Below are 17153 nucleotides of genomic sequence, written 5' to 3' on the forward strand. Positions count from 1 at the left end.
AAATTTTGCATAATTTTTGGTTATTATATAGCAGGGCTTAGAAACACTCAATCTTTTATTTTGGTTTAAATGAGGTTATGTACTAAGTACAAAGTGGTGATTACTTAATTTTATCATTAAGTCTACTGATGCTTACGAAGAAGATCACAGGGGAGAAGAAACAGAGTCAAAATCATAAAGGCAGGAATGTAGCCTAGGAGAAGCTTATGGGTAGCTTTATTTGCCTAATTATAAAGCTACCCATAAGTAACTTTATTCACCTTTAACTTCTATTTTTTTAGTAGCAGGTTGAGCTTCTTTATTTTTCTTAATAGTTATGTTTAATACACCTCCTTTAAATTTCGCCTTTATGCTGTTTTCATCTATATCTTCGGGCAAAGATATGGTTCTTTGGAAGGTACCGTAATATCTTTCATAGCGGTGATACTGCTCATCCTTCTCTTCTTTTTCTTCTTTTTCTTCTTTTTTCTCAGCTTTAATCAGTAGCATTCCTTTATTTATGCTTAGGTCTATATCTTTTTCCTCAACTCCCGGTATTTCAGCTGATATTTTATATTCATTTTCGGTTTCTGAAATATTTATTTTTGGAGTTAAAAAATCAATATCCGCTCCTTTTCCTCTTTCTCTGGGAAAAGTAGGCAAATAATCATTAAACATATCATTCATCATTCTTTCCATATCCGAGTAAAGTTTAGAAAAAGAAGGGTCTTCTCTCCTTATGCTCACTTGATTTCTTTTGCCATTATCCTTAAGCCAATCCCAAGGTATTAAGCTTTTAGCCATATTATCCTCCATAAATTTATATTCAAATAAGGGTGATAATTAATAGTTAGCTAGTATCAAAAAAATTTCAAGGCAGGATAAAGCAAAAAATATTAATAATTGTAAGACTAATATAAACAAATTTATTCTATTATATATAAGCTTAAGTTTTAATTAAATTTTCTGAGATTCAAACAGGGTAAATTGTTTTTTCTTAGAGGAGGGTTTATATATTTTGGAGAAGATTATAGCAAAAGCACCGTTACCTGTTACATTTACAGCAGTGCCGAACGGGTCAAGAAGCATATAAACTGCTGTAATTAACCCTGTCATTTCTCCAGTAAAACCTAAATATTTTTCAAGCAGAGGGCACATGATTATTAGTACCCCACCGGGAACTGCAACCACAGCAAATTTTGCAAGTGCATAATAAAAGGCAAACTTCAACAATGCTGAGGAAGTAGGGAGTTGATAGTCAAAAGTTAAAAGAGTTGCATAAGAAAGAATAATTAGTCCTAAGGCACTTCCGATAGTATGAATATTAATCGTTGCAGGAATTATGGTTTTAACAATTGTAGGATTATTTAAATTCTTTTCAGTTGCAATAATAAGCATCGGCATTGTGGCCATACTGGAAATTGTACTAAACCCGGTAATTGTTGCAGGAAAAACATTTCTTATATAGGTAAAAAAACGCTTTAGAGAAAAATTTGAAGCTATCATATATAATAATATTATATAACAAATTTGTGTCCCGACTATTACAAAAAATACAGGACTATATACTTTTAAAGATTTTAATAAAACTTGATCTGCTTCAAGTTTGAATACAAAACCTAAAATGAAAAGCGGAAGCAGAGGAACAAAAATCCGTTTTAAAAATCCCGTAGAGATTTCATTAAGCTTTTCAGCTATTTTTTCTGCAATAGAGCTTTTTTTTAATGAAAAGAAAATACCAAATAAAAAACCGCCGATTAAAGCAAATTCAGTGGGAATCAATTTCGGTATGCAAAACTCCCATAAAGGCTTAAGTTGAGCCGGGTCATTAAAGGAATTTTGTATCGGCAGATGTAATTTAGGTAAAGCAGTGAAGCTGATGGCAAATCCGGTACAAATAGCTATAAAATTGGAGATAAACACAGCGGAAATTAGTATTACAACAAATTTTATAATATTAGTTTTTAAAGAAATGAGTGAAGAAAATAAAAAACTGAAAATAATTAAAGGAGTGATCAATATTAAAGTACATTTCATAGTTAAACTAATAGCATAAAAAAAACTTTTAATTTCAAGCGGAACAATACCACCGAAAAATAAAGGTATTAATAAAACAAATAATAATATTAAAGGTAGCTTTATATTTTTAATACTGCTTGCTTTTCCTAACATTAATCAACTCAAACCAACAACTATAAGAATTAAATATATAAGAAGTATAATATCTAAATCAATATTAAATATTAAATTATTATATTTTTACGGTATTAATCGAAAACAATTTTTAAGGATTATTCCTGCCTTGTTCGGGTTCATGAGCGCCTAGTACTTTTGCAGTAAACTTGCCGATAACCTTTCTTCCCCTTGGATCAGCATGATGTTCTTCTTTTGAATCTTCTTCTCTTTCAGGTTTAGTAATCAGCTGATCTTCTATGGTGCTTGCCTTATCAAGCTTATTATTTTCTTCAAGTTCATTTTGAAAATGTTGGCTAATAAGGTCAGCCCCCATATTTAAGGCCTTATGCATTGTCTGTTGTGAATATTCTTTGAAATCAGGCATATTTATATTTTATCTCATCTTATTTTTATATTATAAGATATAAATAGTTAACAAATGGTAAACGTATGGGCTTTTCTTTGGGCGATTTTAATCTTTCACTTGCAATCAGATTTCTCAGCATGGATATGGTGGAAAATGCTAAATCAGGGCATCCCGGTATGCCTATGGGAATGGCGGACGTTGCAACTGTGTTATATAAATATTTTTTAAAGTTTAATCCTCAAGCACCCGATTGGGCTGATAGAGATAGGTTTATTCTTTCGGCAGGGCACGGATCGGCATTATTATATTCATTGTTATATTTAACCGGGTATGAAGACATCGATATCAATCAACTTAAGAGTTTCAGAAAACTCGGCTCTAAAACCGCAGGTCATCCTGAATATCATTTAGCTAAGGGTATTGAAACTTCTACCGGCCCTTTAGGGCAAGGTTTAGCTAATGGTGTAGGGATGGCGCTTGCCGAGAGAATGCTCAATGCCGAATTCGGTGATGAATTAGTAAACCATAAAACCTATATAATTGTCAGTGACGGATGTTTAGCTGAAGGAATAAGTCAGGAAGCAATCTCAATTGCCGGACATTTGCGCCTAAAAAACCTAATTATTTTATTTGATGATAACGGTATTACAATCGACGGCCCAATCAATCTTTCAACTTCCGATAACCATTTAAAGCGTTTCGAAGCTTCTAATTGGAATGTGAAACAAATAGACGGTCATGATTATAATCAAATCAGGCAAGCTTTAGAGGTTGCGCAAACTTCGGATAAGCCGATGTTTATAGCCTGTAAGACTAAAATAGGTTTCGGCTCTCCGACTAAGGAAGGAAAATCTTCCGCTCACGGTTCACCTCTTGGCAGGGAAGAGATTGTTAAAATTAGAGAGAAATTTAACTGGCAATCTCCACCTTTTGTTATTCCTAAAGAAATTTTAAATGAATGGAGAAGTATTGCTGCACGAAATCTTGATGAATACAACAGATGGAATAAAGAATTTAATAATAGTAACAAAAAAGATAAGCTAAAAAGTTACTTAAGCGGAGAGATTCCCCTATCATTCAAGCAAGGTTCGGAATCTTTAAAACGAAAATTATGCATTGAAGCGAATACCGATGAACCTAGTCGCAAATCCTCAGAACGCATAGTTGAATTAATGGCGGAGCATATAGAAAATATAAGAGGCGGATCTGCAGATTTAACTCCTTCAAATAACACAAAAGCGCGTAATCAAAACCCTATAACTCCCGGCGATTACAGCGGAAGGTATATTCACTACGGCATTAGAGAGCATGCAATGGCTGCAATGATGAACGGAATAGTGCTGCATGGAGGTTTTATACCGTATGGCGGGACTTTTCTAGCCTTCAGTGATTATTGCCGCCCGGCGATCAGGCTTTCCGCACTAATGGCTTTGAGAGTAATATACGTTATGACTCATGATTCAATCGGGTTAGGGGAAGATGGCCCCACTCATCAACCGGTTGAGCATTTGGCTGCACTAAGGGCTATTCCTAATTTACTTGTTTTTAGGCCATGTGACGTAATTGAAACCTTAGAATGTTGGGATATAGCTTTAAACCAACAAGGCACTCCTTCCGTGCTTGCTTTAAGCAGGCAGAATCTGCCGCAATTGAGAAAAGAATACTTTAAAGAGAATCATTCTGCATTGGGTGCTTATATAATTAAGAAAGAAGAGAAGGAATTAAAGGTAACCATATTTGCAAGTGGTTCAGAGGTAAGTTTAGCGCTTGTTGTTGCTGAAAAACTTGAAGAAGCGGGAAGCGGTGCAAGGGTGATATCCGTTCCGTGTATGGATTTATTTAAAATGCAGGATAAGGAATATCAAGTTTCTCTTACATGTAATAATAGTCTGAAAGTTGCTATTGAAGCGGGTGTAGAGCAGGGCTGGGAAAGGCTGATCGGTGCCCATGGAATATTTATCGGTATGGAAAGCTTCGGTGAATCGGGAACAGCTTCAGAATTATTTAAATATTTCGGGTTTGATCCAGAAAATATTTTTAAAAAAATAACTCCATACTTAAAAAAATAATTTCCAAGGCCTTCCTATAAGTTACCGCATATATTGAGGTCATATATATTTATCAATTAATAATATGATCCGATTACTCAAATTATCAGCATTAATGATTTTATACTTCATTATGCTTTACCCGAGCTTGACTTTAGGCTGTGAGGAAGAAATTTTCCGTAAATGGAACTACTCGTTTTTATAACCGTATTAAAGTGTATGTAGATACCAACGAAGAAAAGTATTTTAAAGAAGCGGTAGAAAAAATTGAGAAGAACTCTAATCCGGGAAATCACGTCTTGTTACAAAACCGAAGGAATGCCCAGGCTGAAATACTTGATTCTACTAAAGATCTTATATACTCAAAACCTAATCAACCTTTGCTTCCCCCTGATGCGGAAATAAAAATAATACCTGCCCATACGATTTTGCCTAGAGGTATAGATAAAATATGGCCAAAGAGGGTAGACAGCGGTTATTATATTTGGCGCACCCGCTTAGATGATAAAGTTAGAGATTCGCATGCAAACTTAGAGGGCAAAGTTTTTGCTCTTGATAATAAGTTAAGCTTCGGCTTGCCGGGAGAGGACTTTAATTGCCGATGTTACAAAGAAGAAATCCCGATTAATGCTGAAATAATTTCCGAGATTATTGAAGTTAAGTATTTAAGGTCAATGAATATTGAGCTTAATATCCTTATAGGAGCGGCAAAAAGTTGTGTAAATCTATTGCAAAATTATGAAAGTAAACCTGGCGGATTTGTGAATTATAATAGTAAAGAATTTTTACGAAAGGAAAATAGTTATCAGGACTAATTTAAACCTCAAAAATATAAAATTCATTTGCGCTTAGTATTATTTATAAATAATATACCTAAAATATTGTTTATAACTTTCTTTAATGTTTGAGAGAATTGTTTCAGAAGTTACTCTTAGCCCGGAAGAGATTCAGGCACTTGCTTCCGATCCCGCCTGTTCAGTTTATCTTTCCGCTTCCGCAGGTACCGGAAAAACCAAAGTTTTAACCGATAGGTATTTAAGGTTACTATTAGATGATACAGAAGCAAAGAAAATATTATGCTTAACATTTACTAACGCTGCTGCCGCTGAAATGCGCCAAAGGATAATGCAAAAGCTACAAAATTGGTCACTATGCAGTCAAGAAGAGTTAGAAAACGAGCTATTGAAATTGCAGGGGAACAAATCCCCGAACTTAATACAAAAAGCAAGGAAACTGCATAAGTATTTTTCTGAAGAAATTGATAGTATTAAAATTCAAACCATCCATTCTTTTTGTTTAGATATTTTAAAAAAATATTCTACATGTGAAAATTCATTTTATTCATATGAAATTATTGAAGACCACTCGAAGAAGAAATTTTTAAAATTAGCTTTTGAACAAGTTTTTAATACTAATACAACAAGTAGTGATCACAATTTAAAATCCTCTGTTGGGCAGTTAATATCCTTTTATGACTATGATAGGCTGGAAGAATTGGTTCAAGCAATCTTAGCTCCCAGAATTAAGTTTTTAAGATATTTATCTAAATTTAATGATGAAGAGCACCTGAAGCAGGGAATCTATCATAAGCATGAAGCGAGCCCTGAGCTATCCGGCCAAGAAATTTTGGCAAAAGCAATGGAGCTTGGTGATCAGATGATTTCTGATAAGATTTTAAATCTGCTAAGTGAAGAAGGTGAACAAATAGGTAATGCTATACTGCAAAACAAAGATTCTTTCATAAGATATAAGAGATGCTTTTTAAAAGCAGATGGAGAAAGGTTTGCCAGATTGGTCAAAGCAAGCTTTGCAAAGAAGTATCCTGATGTTGTTGAGATTTTAACAAGAGAGCAGGAAAGAGTTTATGATGTTGACCAAACATATAAAAAGTATATCTCTGCCGAGCTTTGCTTTTCACTAACTTTATTTTGCAAAAGAATACTTGAGATATATGAAGCATTAAAAGCAGAAGAACAGTTATTTGAGTATGATGATTTAATTATCAAGACTTTAGATTTGCTACAAAACTCCGAAAGCTCTTATTGGATTCTTTATAAGCTTGATATGGCAATCGATCATATTTTAGTCGATGAAGCTCAGGATTTAAGTGAGATACAATGGGAACTAATAAAATCCGTTTCTGAAGAATTCTTTGCAGGAGAAGGAGCAAAAGACTATGATAGAACGGTTTTTATAGTCGGAGATTTCAAACAATCGATATATAGCTTCCAAGGAGCAGACCCGAAAGAATTTGAGGCAGCCAGGGCTTACTTTGAGGAAAGAGCAACTAATGCTTTAAAAGTTTGGAAAGAACTTAATTTAAGCACTTCTTTCAGGACTACTGCTCCAATTCTCGGATTTATTGATAGCTTATTAGGCGATAATCATGCCTTTATTCATAACTATACAAAACATATTCCTTTTCGAAATGGAAGCGGCTATATCGGAATGTTACCGTTAATAGAAAAACCAAAAAATAAGGAATCGGAAGGTTGGCACTTACCTGAATACGAAGATGATATAAAGCATAATCAAAAGAAATTATTGGCTAAGCAAATTGTAACAAAAATTGACGAATGGATTACAAGTAAACGGAAGCTTTACGGACACTTAAGGGCAATAGAGCCGAAAGATATCATGATACTGGTCAGAAAAAGAAGTGAGCTTATAGATTACTTAATTGCTGAGTTGAAAAAGCATAAAATTCCTGTAGTTGAGCATGGCCAATCAAATTTGCAGGAAAATTTACTTATTATGGATTTGCTTTCCCTCATTAAGTTTATTAATCTGCAATCTGATGATTATAACTTAGCTTGTTTACTTAAATCCCCTATAATAGCTCTTTACGAAACACAATTATTTGAAATATGCCATGCAAGAGAAACATCAATATGGGAAAGTTTAGAATTAAAAAACCCGGATGTTTTTAAATATTTAGAAAATCTAAAAAATTCCTCACATGCTTTAAGTATATTAGAGCTGATCAATAAGGTTTTATATATTGATGAAAAGTATCAAATTTTTATAGAAAGATATGGTGACGGAGCTAAAGACTTAATTAATATATTTATTGAAGCAATAATAAAATTTGAGACTTCCTCATTCAGCCTTTGTGCTTACCAGGAATTTGTGGAATGGTTTAAAGATTATAAAGCTAAGTTCGGAAGCTTAGTTCATAATGATAAATTAAGAATAATGACAGTTCACGGCTCTAAAGGTTTGCAAGCACCTATTGTAATTATTGCTGATAGTGCTTCTTCGGAACAATCTCCTGTTGAAAATGTATATTGGGATAAAAATGAAGATTTATATTTAAGTTGTTATAGTGAATTTGACTGCGAAGTAATCAAGCTCGCAAAAGAGTTCTGCAATTCTAATCAAGAAAGAGAAAATTTAAGGTTACTATATGTTGCTTTGACCAGAGCAGAAGATGAGTTATATATAGGAGGATGGGAAAATAACCGCATAAAGGGAAGTTGGTATGATTTAATTTCTAAAAAACATGATAATAATATTGAAGTTATACCGAACTACGCTGAAGGGGAAGCAGAAATAAAAAATAAAGATAAATATATAGAAGTTAAATTAGACAAATCAATAAACTTAGAAAAGAAAAAAATAATACGACCCTCATTAACTAAAAAGGTAAGTGTTAACCCTGCATTTATGGAAAGAGGTAAAGTAATTCATAAATTGCTTCATGAGCTTCCGCAAATTCCGCAAGCAAGGTGGAATAATATTTTAGAACCTTTAGATGAATCAATAAAACAAGATCTTCTCTTAACTATAAAAGCTTTTCCCGATATATTTTTTTCAGTAAACTCAATTTCTGAACTTCCGATAGTCGGAGAATTAAACGGCTCACAGCTTAACGCTCAAATTGATAAAATAATTTTTAAAGAAGACTTTATTCAAATAATTGATTTCAAAACTGATACTCGGCCTAATTTGAATAAGGTTAAGAATAACTATATAATTCAGCTTAAGTTTTATAAGCAATTGCTCCAAAAAAAATATAGGCAAACTCCTATAAAAATTTATTTACTTTTTAGCAGTAATCAGGAACTTATAGAAATATTTAATTAAAGACAAAAAATGTGTACACATTTTATTTATATTAGATTAGACTAAATTTATAATAATTTTCTATTTAGCTGGTAAATTATTTATAGTTAGCAAGTAGCATATAAATTTTATATCTAAGCAGGATAGAAGATTTAACCCTAACTGATACGGTAAATATGGGTATACCTGAACTTAAGTACATTGAAAGTGTACCGGCTATTCTTCAGCAATCCGGAATAAGTTTAAAGCAAAAATATTTTAAAGAGATTATTGATATTAGTCCTGAGATTGGCTTCTTAAAAATAGATATTGAAAAATGCTTGAATGAAGGTGTTATATTGCATGTTTTAGAGCGAATTAAAGATAAATATCTCTTTAGTTTTCATTCCAACAATCTTTTATTAAGCTCTAATCAAGGAACATTAAATGACAAGTTAATTAAACTAAAAATATTAGCTGAAAAGTTTAATCTGCTAAATATCTCTATGAGTGCAACATGGTCGGTTCTAAAAGGAATTCCTGCGGTTGATTTTCTCCCTTTTCCTTATAATGAGAAAAACCTCAACATTATTAGTGATAATGTTATGAGGATTCAAGATTATTTATCACGTCAAATATTAATAGAAAACCCAATGAGTTATTTTGAATTTAAAGGAAATATCAGTGAGCCCGAATTTTTCATGAGAATGGTTGAAAGAACAGGGTGTAGCCTATTACTTAATCTTAATAACATATATGCGAATTCAATTAATCATAACTTTAATCCGAAAAACTACGTTGATATTATTTCAGACAATATAATTAAAGAAATTCATATATCAGGGCATACTAAAGCCAAAGTAAACGGTAAGGAAAAAATCATTGATATATCCAACAATAAAATCAGCAAAGAAGTATGGGAGCTTTACTCTTATACTATCTTAGAAAAAGGGTGCATTCCGACATTAGTAAAATGGGATTATAATTTGCCTGAGTTTAGCGAGTTGTTAGCAGAAGTAAACAAATGTAATGAAATACTGAAATTGAATAGTTATAGAAATGCTGCTTAAATTACAAAAGCACTTTGAAAGATATATTATTACTAAGCAAGCCTCAAAGCTTATATTAAAGCTAATTAGGAGTAGTGATCTTCCAAAAGAAGTCATGCTTGAAGTTTATAGAAATAATGTTTTTAGTAGGCTAATAAGTTCTTTAAAAGATATATATCCTTTAAGCAATAGCGCTCTTGGAAATGAATTCTTTGAACAGTTAGCTAAAGAGTTTATAAAAAAAGATTTAGCAATTTTGAGTTCCAATAATAAAAATGGCGAAAATCTGGCGGATTTTTTTTTAAGTTATAATCATGTTCATAAAATTGATTATTTATCTGATCTTGCAAGGTTTGAATGGTTGGTGCATGAATCAAGCAATGCTGCTGAAGATTATCCGTTGTTATTATGTATGTTGGATGGAATAAATGAAAATGATATCGATTTAGAATTGCGAGCCTCAGTTAGAATATTTCATTCTAATTATCCTATTGATAAAATTTATAATCGAAAAATAAACTTAAAAGAGGCTAAAGAAACCGGTCAGGAAGTATATAGTTTGGTAGTTAGAAACAATTTTAGAATAGAGCTTTTTACACTTGCAGCTATTGAATATCACTTCTTACTACTATTTATACAAAAAGTTACCCTGGATATGATAATTATTGCATTACTGGAAAAGTTTAATATTACCGAAGATATAGTAACGCAAATCATAGAGCGATTATTATCACTTGGAATTTTCAAGGTAAAATAGTCTGATAAATCTATAAACTTTAATTGAAAATAAAACTTATAATGTTACATTTGCTCAAAAATTGCGGTTAAATTTAAATGCAAGTAAATCAGGTTAGAAAATCTTTCTTAGAATATTTTGAAAAAAATAACCATACAATAATGCCTTCCGGTTCTCTCGTTCCTCGCAATGACCCGAGCTTGATGTTTACCAGCGCCGGTATGGTGCCATTTAAAAATTATTTTACTGGTGCTGAAGTTGCTGTTAATAAGAGAGTAAGCACAGCACAAAAATGCGTGCGTGCGGGCGGAAAACATAATGATTTGGAAAATGTGGGTTACACGGCACGCCATCATACATTTTTTGAAATGTTGGGAAATTTTTCTTTTGGAGATTATTTTAAAGAAGAAGCTATTTTACTTGCTTGGAACTATTTAACTAAAGAGGTCAGCTTAAATACGGATAAGCTTTATATTACAATCTATCATGATGATGAAGAAGCTTATAAAATTTGGAAAAAAATTACCGGCTTCCCCGATGAAAAGATAATAAGGATAGCTACCTCGGACAATTTTTGGTCAATGGGTGATACAGGTCCTTGCGGGCCTTGCTCGGAAATATTTTATGACCACGGCGATAAATATTGGGGCGGGCTACCCGGAACTGCGGAAGCGGACGGCGACAGATTTGTTGAAATCTGGAACTTGGTATTTATGCAATATGAGCAGTTAGCCGGAGGCTCAAGAATTGCATTACCTAAGCCGTGTATTGACACCGGTATGGGTCTGGAAAGAATTTCAGCCGTGCTGCAAGGCACTAATCATAATTATGAAACCGACTTGTTTAAAAGCCTAATCAAAGCTTCAGAGCAGGTGTCGGGTAATAATGAAAATCTTACTTCTCATAGAGTTATCGCCGATCATTTAAGATCCAGTGCCTTTCTTATTGCAGATGGAGTTTTGCCGTCTAACGAGGGCAGGGGATATGTTTTGCGAAGAATTATGCGAAGAGCTATGCGCCATATTCATATATTAGGTGCTAAGGAGCCTTTGATGCATAAATTAGTACACACTCTCGTAAATGAAATGGGTGATGTTTACCCTGAGCTAAAACGTGCAGAAACAGTTATCACCACTACTCTGAATCTTGAGGAAGTAAAGTTTAGAGAGACTTTGGATAGAGGATTAAAATTATTAAATTCCAATATTGAAAATTTAAGCATGGGAGAAGAACTAAGAGGTGAAGTAGCATTCAAGCTTTATGATACTTACGGGTTCCCGCTTGATTTAACTAAAGATATATTAAGATCCAAGCAAATTGCGGTTGACGAAGTCGGGTTTGAGAAAGAGATGGAAGCTCAAAGGAAAAGAGCAAGAGCCGCATGGGTAGGATCGGGAGAAAAAGCTACCGATGAAGTTTGGTTCAATATCCATGAAACTTCAGGTGCGACCGAGTTTTTAGGCTATACGTCAGATGAAGCTGAAGCTATTGTGAAAGCAATTATTGTTGACGGCAAACCTGTGGAACAAGCTTCGGATGTAGAAGCAATCATAGTTTTAAATCAAACCCCATTTTATGCGGAATCAGGAGGCCAGGTAGGAGATTCCGGGTTTATTAATCGGCATGAAGTAAAAGATACTAAAAAATTTGCCTCTCATATTTTCGGCCATATTACTGTTCTCAATGGAGAGATAAAATGCGGAGATACTGTGCATGCTAAAATTGATATTGAAAGAAGAGATAGAATAAGAGCTAACCATTCCGCAACTCATCTGCTTCATAGGATTCTAAGAAAACAATTGGGCGAACATGTGACCCAGAAAGGCTCAATTGTTACTGCCGAGAAACTGCGTTTTGATTTTTCTCATTCGCAAGCTTTGAATAAAGAGCAGATACAGAAAATTGAAAAAGAAGTGAACCGAATGGTTATTAAAAATCATGAGGTGCTTACAGAACTTTCTTCCATGGATAAAGCTATAGAAAAAGGTGCGATGGCACTTTTTGGTGAAAAGTATGGTGAGGAAGTAAGAACAATTGGTATGGGAGAATCTCTGGAGCTATGCGGCGGAACCCACGTGGCAAGAACCGGAGATATCGGTTTATTTAAAATTATTTCTGAAGAAGCTATAGCTGCGGGAGTAAGAAGAATCGAAGCGGTCACGGCGTTGGATGCTTTAAATTATGTTATACTTAAGGAGGAAATAATTAAAGATACTGCCGGTATGTTAAAATGCTCGGAAAATGATATACATGCAAGGGTGGAATCATTAATTGAAGAAAAACGAAAAGCTGAAAAAGAAATTTCCTCACTCAGAATAGCGCTCGCTTTATCATCAGAAATTACTTCGGAAGAACTTGGAAGTGTTAACTTTACGGTGAAGAAACTGGAGAATATTCCACCGCAAGACTTGAAAAATGTGGCATTTGAAATCCAAAAACAGATAAAAGAAGGCGTGATATTAGTTACAACCACTTTTGAAGAAAGAGTTTCAGTTATAGTGATTGTTAGCCAAAATTTACAGGATAAATATAAGGCCGGAGAGATCATTAAAGAGGTTTTAACTGCAATAGAAGGCAAAGGCGGAGGAAAAGCCGATATGGCTCAAGCCGGGGGAACTAAAGTAAGCGGTATCGATCAAGCTATTGAGAAGGTAAGGGAGTTTATTTTACAATTAAAATAAACTAACTATATTCATATAAATTTAATATATTAAAAATATTAAAATATCACTTTTATGTTAAAAATAGCCCTTATGATAAATATTAGTGCTAAAAGTAAAATGTTAAATGGAAAATTTAATTATAAAACCGTTATAAAAGGCCGACAAATTGAGGTGCAAGATGTTCCTTTGAATATAGGGCTTTCCCTCATAGAAATAATTAAATTCGGAGATTTGGATCAAATAAGGGCTTATTCAGAGGATATTGAAAATATGGAAGTGGTAAACCATAATCAGCAAACTTTGCATACTTATGCATATTGCATTAATAACTATATTGTAAGTACTTATGAAACTGTAAGTATACCCTATAACAAGCAACAAAATACAATAACTCTTCAATGGTTATATATTTCCTTATGCCACTTAGCTGCAATGAATAATAATAAAGAAATATTACATTATCTATTTCAAACTACAAAATTTCGAACTTTTTCGGTAGCTTATCAAAATTATATTATTTTGAATGCTCTTGATGTTGCACTTGAGTTCGGTAACAAAGAAACTGCAGCATTTTTATTAGAGTCAGGGGCGAGACCTTTTTATAAAGATCCCTTATTGGCAAAGTGGAGAGATATATTCGGAGGTGAAGAGCCCTATTCCTATTTTTATAAAATAATATTATATAATATTTTAAATAAAGAAAATAATTTAAAATATTATGCAGAGCATTATAGCGGATTACCTGCTGAGATAATTAACCATATTTGGTCATATAAGGATAAGTATGCACTTGAAAACACTGAACTCATGGTATCTTGCAGAGATGAAATATTTGAAGAAAGGAAAAATAGTGCTATCATATGCGGAAGTATTATACTAGCAACTTCCTTAGGTTTATGGTTAGGGACAAGCTTAACCTCCCCGTTAATTACAACAATACTTTGCGCTAGGGCTGGCTTGATGTATTACGTATATAATATAGAACACAAGAAAAATGCACTAGTATTTTCTGAAGCAGTGAATTTTGCATTATTGTCCTATTTCTTAGGAGGAATGGATTCAGTAGTAACAAATTTAATATCAATGGTTGCCGTTGAAAGATTCAGATCATTAGGAGCTGAACTCAATAGTAATTTAAAACTTGCAGGAACAGCGCTTGCCGGAATAGTTACGTTTGCCGTTACTAACTATGCTTTTAACTATGAATATAGTTATCTCTCTTGTATCGGTTCATTATTTTTAATTTACGGGACAGGAACAGGTATGAGTAATATATTGAATGCATCTGAAGGGCATGGATTAAAACCATGGCTTAATTATGGAATAAGCTTAATCCGCTCGGAAGTTGAGATATTTGCAGATGTTTCATATAAAACCTGTTTACACGCAAAAGATTATGCAATGAAAAGTATAGATAAATTTACTGATAGAGTATTAAAAAGCTCAAATAATTCACAGCACGGCATGGTAGGAGAAGGAATGGCTCATTAGAGTAACCTTTAATATTTATCAAAATTAATAATATATTAAAACATTAAATTAACATACTCATGCTATTATCCCACTATTTAGTAAAAAATTAAAAGGTAAAAATGACATCGAAATTTATTTTTTTAAATGGAATTGAAATAGAGATCACAAACCTTAATAAGAAAAATAAGTTAACATTAATTAGTAAAATATTAAATGATGATATAGAAAATATAAAGAATTATTTGAATGGTTTGGAACACAGCATTTTTAGAAAAAATACAATAGAATATTTTAATACTTTTAAAGCTAATCAAGAAGATTCATTTCTTGTTATAAATAATAATAAGCAAATAACATTAAAATGGTCATATGCAGCTTGCTTTTATTTAGCGGCAATAAATAATAGTATAGGCGTATTAGATTACCTTATACAAAATAAACTATTTAAAGAATTTTTAGAAAGGGAAATTAAATTACCATCTGAAGAACTTCTAGAAGCTATAATAACCTCTCATTATAAGTACATATTAAGGAATTCACTTGATCTTGCTCTTGAATTTGCCAGTAAAGAATCGGCATTATTTTTGATTGAACAAGGAGTGGAACCTTCATACGAGAAGGGCGAGCATTATTCATATACATACAAGTTAAATTTACATAATGCATTAGCTGCAATTAATAATTCAATAGTATCTTTAAAATATTATTTAAGACAAGCTTACCCTTTACCTAATGAAATGCTTCATGAGATTGCTTCTTACGTAACACCGCTATCTAAAAGAGCTGTTGTAATGATTGAGCCTCTTAGGCAGGAGATATTTAAAGATAGAGTAAAAAGTATTATGAAAGTCAGCTCTTTCATATTTGGGTTCTCTATTATTTTAGGATTGGGAGCGAAGTTTTATCCCTTAGAGACTACCGCACTGTGTGGAGCGGTAGGATTTATGTATATGTGTAATGATACAAGATTTGAAGAATACATGACGAAAACATTTATTCCATTTATATTAGGGGTAGGATTATTTTTTGCATCTATTATAATACAATTTGAAAAAGGTAATAACCCGGAGAATATTAGTATATTATCAGTCTTAGGTTCTCAGGCCATAGTTTTATCTCTATATGAAAGTATTAATAATAATAAGAAATCTATAATTGATTATATTGCAACTTTAAATGAAGAGAATAGTTTGATATTTGCCGACATCTCATATAAAATCTGTTTATCGGTGAAGGAAGCAGCAATAAAAAGTGTAAGCAAGTTTACCGCCAGAGTATCCAAAAGTTTGGAAAATTTAGCTGAAGGAGTAAGTGACTTGCAATCAGACAAGTTTAGCGGGATGATTCGTTAGTATGGAAGAAAAAAGTGCGCCTTTTAAAGAACGCACTTTCTTAAATATTTAGACCTTATAAGCAGCATCAATTGATTCGGGTAATGTTCGTGTTCTTTCAAACTTACTGAGTAAAGGTAATATTACAAAGAAGTGAAAGAAGTACCAAGCCGTAGAGATTTGCCCGATTGTGATATAAGGCTCTTCCGGTGGGTTGCCCCCGATATAACCGAGAATCATGAAGTTAATGCAAAATATAAAGGTAAATATTCTGAATATCGGCCTGTAATTTCCGCTCTTTACGGGAGAGCGGTCCAGCCACGGTAAAATAAAGAGTACAAGTATAGCGCCGAACATTGCGAGCACCCCAAGTAATTTATCGGGAATCGAACGAAGAATTGCATAGAAAGGCAGGAAATACCACTCCGGTACAATATGAGGCGGTGTAACCAACGGGTTAGCTTCTATATAATTATCCGGATGACCTAGCTTATTAGGTTCAAAAAATAAAAATGCAAAGAAGACCAAGAAGAAAACCCCGATACCGAAGAAGTCCTTCACCGTGTAATAAGGATGAAAAGGGATCGTATCTTTTTTAGATTTAACTTCCACTCCCGTCGGGTTATTAGAGCCGTGAATGTGGAGAGCAACAATATGGATTATAATTACTCCGACAATTACAAAGGGCAGTAAAAAGTGCAGGGCAAAGAACCTGTTTAAAGTCGGGTTATCAACCGAGAAACCGCCCCAGAGCCACACAACTATGCTTTCACCAATAAAAGGAATCGCCGAGAATAAGCTGGTGATTACCTTTGCTCCCCAAAAACTCATCTGTCCCCATGGTAACACGTATCCCATAAACGCGGTTGCCATCATAAGCAGGAAGATTAAAATTCCGAAAAACCAAACCATTTCCCGAGGCGCTTTATATGAGCCGTAAAATAAGCTTCTGGCAATATGAAGGTAAACTACGATGAAAAACATGGAAGCACCGACCGCATGCATATAACGAATTAACCACCCGTAGTTAACATCACGCATAATATGCTCAACACTATCAAAAGCCATTTTTACATGCGGGGTATATTGCATAGCTAAAAATAAGCCGGTCAAAATTTGTATAACAAGCGCAAGGCCTGCAAGCGAACCGAAGTTCCATGCATAATTCAAGTTCTTAGGCGTTTGATATTCGGCATTATGTTTTATAAACGAGAAAACTGGCAATCGGTATTCAACCCAGTCAACCACATTTTGAGCTATAGATTTTTTATCTTTAACTTTCATTTTT

Annotated in this window: 12 protein-coding genes; 8 read left to right on the plus strand and 4 right to left on the minus strand. The window is 33.4% G+C overall.

Translation table 11 applies throughout. The features are described from left to right. Positions 1 to 252: 252 nt before the first annotated feature. The 3 genes from NF27_RS05630 to NF27_RS05640 form a co-directional block, all read right to left on the minus strand. The gene (locus NF27_RS05630) at positions 253 to 783 is read right to left on the minus strand and encodes an Hsp20/alpha crystallin family protein (RefSeq protein ID WP_161791816.1); all 531 of its coding nucleotides are present in this window, start codon (positions 781 to 783) and stop codon (positions 253 to 255) included. Positions 784 to 936: 153 nt separating this feature from the next. Then, positions 937 to 2151 carry a cation:dicarboxylate symporter family transporter gene (locus NF27_RS05635; RefSeq protein ID WP_039456872.1) on the minus strand — a complete coding sequence of 405 codons (1215 nt, stop codon included), beginning with the start codon at positions 2149 to 2151 and terminating at the stop codon, positions 937 to 939. 112 nt (positions 2152 to 2263) lie between these two features. Beyond that, positions 2264 to 2539, minus strand: coding sequence for a hypothetical protein (locus NF27_RS05640; protein ID WP_039456875.1), 276 nt, complete (start codon positions 2537 to 2539; stop codon positions 2264 to 2266). A 65-nt stretch (positions 2540 to 2604) separates the two neighbouring features. Here NF27_RS05640 and tkt point away from each other — a divergent pair, with 65 nt between their 5' ends. From tkt to NF27_RS05680, 8 genes are all read left to right on the plus strand, one after another. After that, the gene (tkt, locus tag NF27_RS05645) at positions 2605 to 4590 is read left to right on the plus strand and encodes a transketolase (protein ID WP_039456878.1); all 1986 of its coding nucleotides are present in this window, start codon (positions 2605 to 2607) and stop codon (positions 4588 to 4590) included. Positions 4591 to 4730: 140 nt separating this feature from the next. After that, positions 4731 to 5384: a phage minor head protein gene (locus tag NF27_RS05650; protein ID WP_084212826.1), complete on the plus strand. Its 654-nt coding sequence runs from the start codon at positions 4731 to 4733 to the stop codon at positions 5382 to 5384. 85 nt (positions 5385 to 5469) lie between these two features. Further along, positions 5470 to 8655: a UvrD-helicase domain-containing protein gene (locus NF27_RS05655; protein ID WP_039456882.1), complete on the plus strand. Its 3186-nt coding sequence runs from the start codon at positions 5470 to 5472 to the stop codon at positions 8653 to 8655. Positions 8656 to 8810: 155 nt separating this feature from the next. Further along, positions 8811 to 9683, plus strand: coding sequence for a DUF692 domain-containing protein (locus NF27_RS05660; RefSeq protein WP_053332621.1), 873 nt, complete (start codon positions 8811 to 8813; stop codon positions 9681 to 9683). Further along, complete coding sequence (locus NF27_RS05665; protein ID WP_039456886.1) at positions 9673 to 10419, plus strand: HvfC/BufC N-terminal domain-containing protein; 747 nt, start codon at positions 9673 to 9675, stop codon at positions 10417 to 10419. Before NF27_RS05660 ends, NF27_RS05665 begins: the two co-directional genes overlap by 11 nt. 77 nt (positions 10420 to 10496) lie before the next feature. Next, positions 10497 to 13079 (plus strand): alanine--tRNA ligase, encoded by a 2583-nt coding sequence (alaS, locus tag NF27_RS05670; RefSeq protein WP_039456889.1) that lies wholly within the window; start codon positions 10497 to 10499, stop codon positions 13077 to 13079. 72 nt (positions 13080 to 13151) lie between these two features. Then, the gene (locus tag NF27_RS05675; RefSeq protein WP_161791817.1) at positions 13152 to 14552 is read left to right on the plus strand and encodes an ankyrin repeat domain-containing protein; all 1401 of its coding nucleotides are present in this window, start codon (positions 13152 to 13154) and stop codon (positions 14550 to 14552) included. 101 nt (positions 14553 to 14653) lie between these two features. After that, positions 14654 to 15886: a hypothetical protein gene (locus tag NF27_RS05680; protein WP_039456895.1), complete on the plus strand. Its 1233-nt coding sequence runs from the start codon at positions 14654 to 14656 to the stop codon at positions 15884 to 15886. A 48-nt stretch (positions 15887 to 15934) separates the two neighbouring features. Here the strand turns inward: NF27_RS05680 and NF27_RS05685 are convergent, their stop codons facing one another. Continuing rightward, positions 15935 to 17149, minus strand: coding sequence for a cytochrome b (locus tag NF27_RS05685; protein WP_039456898.1), 1215 nt, complete (start codon positions 17147 to 17149; stop codon positions 15935 to 15937). Positions 17150 to 17153: the final 4 nt, after the last annotated feature.

The organism is Candidatus Jidaibacter acanthamoeba (genome assembly GCF_000815465.1).
Lineage (GTDB): Bacteria > Pseudomonadota > Alphaproteobacteria > Rickettsiales > Midichloriaceae > Jidaibacter > Jidaibacter acanthamoebae.

Coding starts and splice junctions, on each gene's coding strand:
- NF27_RS05630 (WP_161791816.1), bottom strand. CDS start 783: ATGGCTAAAAGCTTAATACCTTGGGATTGGCTTAAGGATAATGGCAAA.
- NF27_RS05635 (WP_039456872.1), bottom strand. CDS start 2,151: ATGTTAGGAAAAGCAAGCAGTATTAAAAATATAAAGCTACCTTTAATA.
- NF27_RS05640 (WP_039456875.1), bottom strand. CDS start 2,539: ATGCCTGATTTCAAAGAATATTCACAACAGACAATGCATAAGGCCTTA.
- tkt (WP_039456878.1), top strand. CDS start 2,605: ATGGGCTTTTCTTTGGGCGATTTTAATCTTTCACTTGCAATCAGATTT.
- NF27_RS05655 (WP_039456882.1), top strand. CDS start 5,470: ATGTTTGAGAGAATTGTTTCAGAAGTTACTCTTAGCCCGGAAGAGATT.
- NF27_RS05660 (WP_053332621.1), top strand. CDS start 8,811: ATGGGTATACCTGAACTTAAGTACATTGAAAGTGTACCGGCTATTCTT.
- NF27_RS05665 (WP_039456886.1), top strand. CDS start 9,673: ATGCTGCTTAAATTACAAAAGCACTTTGAAAGATATATTATTACTAAG.
- alaS (WP_039456889.1), top strand. CDS start 10,497: ATGCAAGTAAATCAGGTTAGAAAATCTTTCTTAGAATATTTTGAAAAA.
- NF27_RS05675 (WP_161791817.1), top strand. CDS start 13,152: ATGATAAATATTAGTGCTAAAAGTAAAATGTTAAATGGAAAATTTAAT.
- NF27_RS05680 (WP_039456895.1), top strand. CDS start 14,654: ATGACATCGAAATTTATTTTTTTAAATGGAATTGAAATAGAGATCACA.
- NF27_RS05685 (WP_039456898.1), bottom strand. CDS start 17,149: ATGAAAGTTAAAGATAAAAAATCTATAGCTCAAAATGTGGTTGACTGG.